The sequence below is a fragment of the Deferribacterota bacterium genome, from assembly GCA_034189185.1.
Lineage (GTDB): Bacteria > Chrysiogenota > Deferribacteres > Deferribacterales > UBA228 > UBA228.
Genome location: JAXHVM010000129.1, coordinates 1 through 5,220 on the forward strand (window position 1 = coordinate 1; position 5,220 = coordinate 5,220).

Annotated in this window: 5 protein-coding genes; all 5 read right to left on the reverse strand. The window is 31.2% G+C overall.

Translation table 11 applies throughout. From position 1 onward, the window contains the following. A partial coding sequence (locus tag SVN78_08215; GenBank protein MDY6821588.1) for a dihydropteroate synthase occupies positions 1–224 on the reverse strand: 224 nt, incomplete at its 3' end. A gap of 1 nt (position 225) precedes the next feature. Further along, the gene (gene ftsH, locus SVN78_08220) at positions 226–2,058 is read right to left on the reverse strand and encodes an ATP-dependent zinc metalloprotease FtsH (protein ID MDY6821589.1); all 1,833 of its coding nucleotides are present in this window, start codon (positions 2,056–2,058) and stop codon (positions 226–228) included. A gap of 13 nt (positions 2,059–2,071) precedes the next feature. Then, positions 2,072–2,605: a hypoxanthine phosphoribosyltransferase gene (gene hpt / locus SVN78_08225; protein ID MDY6821590.1), complete on the reverse strand. Its 534-nt coding sequence runs from the start codon at positions 2,603–2,605 to the stop codon at positions 2,072–2,074. Continuing rightward, positions 2,583–3,836 (reverse strand): tRNA lysidine(34) synthetase TilS, encoded by a 1,254-nt coding sequence (gene tilS, locus SVN78_08230; GenBank protein MDY6821591.1) that lies wholly within the window; start codon positions 3,834–3,836, stop codon positions 2,583–2,585. The genes hpt and tilS overlap by 23 nt, the downstream gene beginning before the upstream one ends. Continuing rightward, positions 3,817–5,172 (reverse strand): glucose-6-phosphate isomerase, encoded by a 1,356-nt coding sequence (locus SVN78_08235; GenBank protein MDY6821592.1) that lies wholly within the window; start codon positions 5,170–5,172, stop codon positions 3,817–3,819. Before SVN78_08235 ends, tilS begins: the two co-directional genes overlap by 20 nt. Positions 5,173–5,220 lie beyond the last annotated feature (48 nt).

The following is a 5,220-nucleotide window of genomic DNA, read 5'->3' on the forward strand; positions in this document are numbered from 1 at the left end:
AAACCATGAATATGTGCAAACAAACAAACATCAGATATATCCCGTGAACAGCTTACAACATCACGTGCTACAGCAGCATCAATTCCAACTGCTAATGCCTCTTGTTTTATTATATTAGCTTGACAGGGTCTTAAATTCTTAATTCTTATATTAAAGGGTAAGCCTTTATTTATTAGATACTCTGCATAAGGATCTACACCGACTCGCTTTATTTCATTTCTCAATCTATTTTTGGTTGCATATAATGGTTTTATCATCTGTGTTTTCTTTCTTTGAGTTCTCTATAAACTCATCTATCTGTTTACCATCTATTGTTTCTTTTTCAAGCAATAGCCTAGCTACTTTTTCTAATACCTTTTTATATTCACTTAACAAATTTTTTGCTCTCTTATAGCATTGTTGAACTATACTCTTAATCTCCTCATCAATCATTATAGCAGTTTTCTCACTATAATTTTTTTGGGTTGATAACTCCTTACCTAAAAAGATAGCCTCATCTTTTTTGCCAAATGTCAGTGGGCCTAATTTATCACTCATACCCCATTCACAAATCATTTTTCTTGCAATATCAGTAGCTCTCTCAATATCATTACCAGCTCCTGTAGAAATATCGCCAAAAATAAGCTCTTCAGCAATCCTGCCGCCCATTAAAACACAGATAGTCCCATACAAATATTCTTTTGTAAATAAATATCTATCATCTTTTGGAAGTTGTTGAGTAATACCTAGAGCTAACCCCCTTGGTATAATTGAAACTTTGTGCACAGGATCATTACCAGGTGTTAATTTAGCAACAATTGCATGACCAGCTTCATGATAGGCTATCCTCTTTTTCTCTTCATCAGTGATAACTAAACTTCTCCTTTCTTTCCCCATCATTACCTTATCCTTAGCTTCCTCTAAATCCTCCATTTCAACCTTTTCTTTATTTTTCCTAGCAGCTATTAATGCAGCTTCATTAACCAAATTTGCCAACTCTGCACCTGCAAAACCAGGGGTACCTTTAGCTATTACTTCCAAATCAACATCCTCTGCTAGCTTTACTTTTTTAACATGGGTTTTCAATATTTCGTATCTTCCTTTAACATCAGGTCTAGGCACAACAATCTGTCTATCAAACCTACCAGGTCTTAATAAGGCTGGGTCTAATACATCAGGCCTATTTGTTGCAGCAATTAAGATTACACCCTCATTTGTGGTAAAACCATCCATCTCTACTAAAATCTGATTTAACGTCTGCTCTCTTTCATCATGTCCTCCACCTAAACCTGCTCCTCTGTGTCTACCAACAGCATCTATTTCATCAATAAATATAATACAAGGGGCATGTTTTTTGCCCTGTTCAAATAAATCCCTAACCCTTGAGGCACCAACACCTACAAACATCTCGACAAACTCTGAACCACTAATGCTAAAAAAGGGAACACCTGCCTCACCAGCAACAGCTTTTGCCATTAAGGTCTTACCTGTACCAGGAGAACCTACTAATAAAACACCTTTGGGTATTTTACCACCTAATTTTTGAAACTTCTGTGGATCCTTCAAAAAATCAATTATCTCTTTTAATTCCTCCTTTGCCTCGTCGGCACCTGCAACATCATCGAAGGTTATCTTTGGATAACCTTGGGTTAACAATTTTGCCTTACTCTTTCCAAAACTAAAGGCTTTTCCTCCTGCGCCTTGCATTTGTTTCATAAAAAATATCCAAATAGCTATAAGCAATATAAAAGGTAGCCATGATATTAGTACCTGAACATACCACGGACTTTTTTCTGGAGGCTTTACATAGATTTCAACATTATTATCCCTTAAAATCTTTACTAAGTCAGGATCATTTGGCAAATTAGTTTCAAAAAGGGTGCCACTTTTAAATTCACCCTTAACATAGTCCTCTTGTATAGTCACCTTTGAAACTTTTCCACTTTCAACACTTTCAATAAATTCTGTATAAGATATCTTATTTCTTGTCTGTGTGGTTGTGTTGAAGAAATTAAACAACACGACCATAATTAATGCAATTACAAACCATAGCATTAAATTTTTATATAAATTGTTCATCATACCCCCTAAATTACTTGTTAAATTCTAACCTATAAATATCTTTTAAATTTCTATGCTTACCTGCATAATCCATACCATAACCTACAACAAAATAGTCAGGTATTGTAAAACCAACATAATCAATATCTATATCAACCAATCTTTTAGAAGGCTTATCTAAAAGACAACAAACATTTATACTCTTCGGATCTCTAACATAAAATAATTCTTTTAAATGTTTTAATGTCAATCCTGAATCTACAATATCTTCAATTAGAAAAACATCTTTGCCTGCAAGTGGTACATCTACATCCCATAAAATCCTAACTACACCACTAGTCTCTGTCTTGTCTAAATAACTAGATACAGCAATAAAACTTATATCTAATGATAAATTTACATTTCTCACTATATCAGCTAAAAACATCCATGCACCCTTTAATACACCTATAAACAATAGTGAGTCTGCATCCTTAAAATCATTATTAATTTTTTCTGACAACTCAGAAACCTTTTCTGATATACTTTTATTGTCTATATACTTAACTAACGCATAATCTTTCATCTTCATTATATACCTTAATGCTGTAATTTTTATCTTTATAAATATGCTCTACATACACTATATTATTATTTCTCTCAACAATTATTGAAGTATCTCTTTTAAATAGATCAATTTTTTTATCTATGAAGATATCTTTTAGTTTCTTTCTATTTAACCTATCTCCTTTCTTTCTATTTCTAATAGATAAAACCTCCTTGCTTAAAGTATCATCAAAAAAAACAATCTTTCTTAAGTGCTCTATCTTAATACAATCACTCCCCTTTCCTTTTATTATTTTAAAAGCTTTTATTAGGTCTTTTTTAAATATATATATATTATCATAGGTTACCTCAAATATATAATTATTTGGCAAAGACAACCTCTTTGAATTCTTTAAATCTATAATTTTATTTATCTCATCAATTATGCTTCTACTTATCTGTATAGGCATAACCCTTGAGAGAAAAAAAAGCCTTTCAACCTTCTCTAGTTTTAAAAAATCTTTTTTATTTATTCTAATATAATCTTTTAGCGCTAAATAATCTACATCTATTTTCTTAGAAATATAATCACTAATTAGTTTAGATTCCTCTTGTATATAAGAGATATTTTTCAGAAAAGACCTATTTTTTTCTAGAATCTTTGCAACTATATTGTGTCTAACCCAATTCCTCAAAAATCTATCATCATTATTACTTTCATCAAAAATATACTCTAAATAATATGCATTATTATATTCTATCACTTCCTCTGTACTTATATCTAAAAGTGGTCTTTTTAGTACAGGGGAGGCATTAAAGCCCTTTAGACTAAAAATAGAGGTACCTCTCATTATCTTTATAAAGAAATTCTCAATTAAATCATTATAGGTGTGGGCCAACAATATGTAATCACAATTAAAGTTCTCTAAAGCTCTAAATAGCTCAGCATATCTTAATTTTCTTGCAGCTTCTTCAATGGACATTTTCTCATTATTTACAAGTTTATATACATCAATATTATATATTATTAAATCTAATCCTAATTGTTCACAGAATGCGCTACATTTTTTAATCTCTTGTTCTATATCTTTACGTAGATTGTGATTGATATAAACTGGAAACAGAGAATAATTAAATAAATGCCTTTTGACTGCTAGATAGTGTAGCAGTGCAGTAGAATCTTTCCCTCCTGAATAAGCAACAATTAATCTTTTATTTGCAAAATTATATAATTTAGAGAATAATTTATTATCAAATGATAAACTCATCATCCTTTATATATTTCCTTTCAAATTCACTCTTTTTCTCATCAAAACCCTTTCTACCCATTAATGCATAGGTATATTGTTTTCCCTCTTCTACTCCTGGTTGATCAAAGGGATTAATATTATATGTTAACCCAATAACTGCAACAACATACTGATATAACATAAATAATTGCCCAAGTGAACTCTCATCAATATTTTCTAAAACTAACTTTATTGTAGGTTTATCCTCACTTCTAAGTGAAACCTCTGTAGCTTTAAGTTCGATATTTATTAGAGATCCCAATTTCTTATCTTTAAGAAAATTAAAATCCTCTATTAATGAATCCTTTATATCAATATCCAAATCATGGTTATCCACTTCTATAAAGGTTGTTAATTTATCTTTTGGCCCCTCTTTGAACAATTGGACTAATGAATGTTGGTCATTTGCCCCAACAGATGAATATGGGGTAGTCCCAAAATTAACAACATTGTTACCTAAATCATATTTTTTTCCTAAACTCTCAGCCCACAATTGACAAAACCAATTTGAAAACCCTTTCAATCTTGTTGTATAGGGCATCATAACATTAATATTGTATTTTTTATCGATATAATAACTATATATAGCAGCCAAACACAAGACTTGTTCATAGTTTGATTCAACAATTTTTTTTGCACCCTCCAAAAATGCATCTATATCTAATCCAACAATGAAGGATGGCAACATACCGACAACTGACAAGACTGAATATCTCCCGCCAACATTCGATGGTATATCAAATGTCTTAATCCCACGTTCTACGGCATACTTTCTAAGAGGATTATCATTATTATCAGTTACTACAACAATATGTTCATTTATGTCATTAACATCCTCTTTCATCCAATTATATAGATATAAAAAATTACTTATAGTCTCAACAGTTGTACCAGATTTTGTTATAACACATAGTAATGTATCCTGGGGTAAACAATTTTTAGCAATCCAATAGCTTTTATGGGGGTCAACGTTATCGGCAATCCACACCCTTGGATATCCTCCCCTCTCTGCAAAGGAAAGTGAGTTATGTCCATATGGTAATAATGCATTGGCTATAGCCTCAAAACCCAATGATGAGCCACCTATTCCAACAACTATTAAATCATTAAATTTTCCTGTTATAGATTTTGAAAATTTTTTCACCTCATCAAAATTAAAGGTTGTTAGTTTCGGAAAACCAACTTCCCCAGCTTGGGTTAATTTTATTAATTCAGATAAACCTCTCTTGACGTTATTTTTATATTCCTCGATATCATCAATACCACAATCAATATATTTAGATGTAGCAAAATTATAATCAATCCTTAAACTAGACATAACAAACCTCCATCAAACACATAAAAATATATATAACAAATGATACAT